This is a genomic window from Streptomyces hoynatensis, assembly GCF_003626535.1.
GTDB lineage: Bacteria > Actinomycetota > Actinomycetes > Streptomycetales > Streptomycetaceae > Streptomyces > Streptomyces hoynatensis.
In genome coordinates this window covers 1-1,093 of record NZ_RBAL01000053.1, presented here as the reverse complement: position 1 = coordinate 1,093, position 1,093 = coordinate 1, and the positions used below count along the sequence as shown (strand labels likewise).

1 protein-coding gene is annotated in these 1,093 nt (G+C 73.4%); it reads right to left on the bottom strand.

Features of this window, described 5'->3' with window-relative positions; translation table 11 throughout:
* The coding region (locus tag D7294_RS31490) for a Rossmann-fold NAD(P)-binding domain-containing protein (RefSeq protein ID WP_479681740.1) at positions 1-1,003 on the bottom strand (1,003 nt) is incomplete at its 3' end.
* Between the last annotated feature and the right edge of the window lie 90 nt (positions 1,004-1,093).

Genomic DNA, 1,093 nt, shown 5'->3' with positions numbered 1-1,093 from the left:
ACCCACCAAGACCACCGGTACCACCCGTGATCAGCACCGTCCCCGACGGCACCCAGCCACCCGGACGCTTCACCACCCCCACCGGCAACCGCACCAGACGACGACCGAACACCCCAGAAGAGCGCACCGCCACCTGATCCTCGCCGCTCTCCCCGTACAGCACCGCCCGCAGCCGCTGCCCCGCACGGGCATCGAACTCCACCGGCAGATCCAGCAAGCCACCCCAACGGGCCGGCATCTCCAGCGCCGCCACCCGGCCCATACCCCACAGAACCGCAAGACCCGGCTCGATCACCCGGTCGTTCCCGCCGATGGAGACGGCGCCGCGGGTGGCCCACCAGACGCGTCCCGTCACCTCGGCGTCCGTGAGGGCCTGGACGACGGTCAGGGAGAGGGCCAGTCCCTGGGGCACGTCCGTGGCCGGGTGCTCGCCTTCTTCCTGGGCGAATGCGGCCAGGGAGAGCACGCCGGCGAAGTCCTCGCCGGCGTATGCGGCGAAGCTCTCGGCGAGCGCGGCCCGGTCGGGGGCGGGTGCCTCGGCCAGGGTGAGTTCCTCGCCGAGTTCCGCCACGACGGACCGCAGCCAGGGGTCGTCCTTCCAGCCGCGCGGCACCACGACCAGCCACCGGCCTGCGGGCTCCGCGGTTTCCGGCTCGGAGAGCGGGGCCCAGGAGTCCCCGTAGCGCCAGGAGTCCACGGTGGCGCGTGCCCGGCGCCGTTCCCGCCAGGCGGACAGCGCGGGGGCGACCAGGGCGGCGGTGTCCCCGTCGAGGTCGAGGGCGGCGGCCATCCGGTCCTGGTCTCCGTCGATCAGCTCCCAGAGTGCGGCGTCCACGGGGTCGGCGGTGGTCGTGGCCTTGGTCGCTTCGGTGGGCTTGGGCCAGTAACGCTGGTGGTCGAAGGCGTAGGTCGGCAGGTCCACCCGCACCGCACCGGAACCGGCGAACAGCGCCCCCCACTCCACCGGCACCCCGGCCACCCACGCCTCCGCCAGCGACCGCACAAACCGCGCCGGGCCACCCTCACCCCGCCGCAACGACCCCACCGTCACACCCTCAACACCCACACCCTCCAACGTCTGCTCCGCACCCAC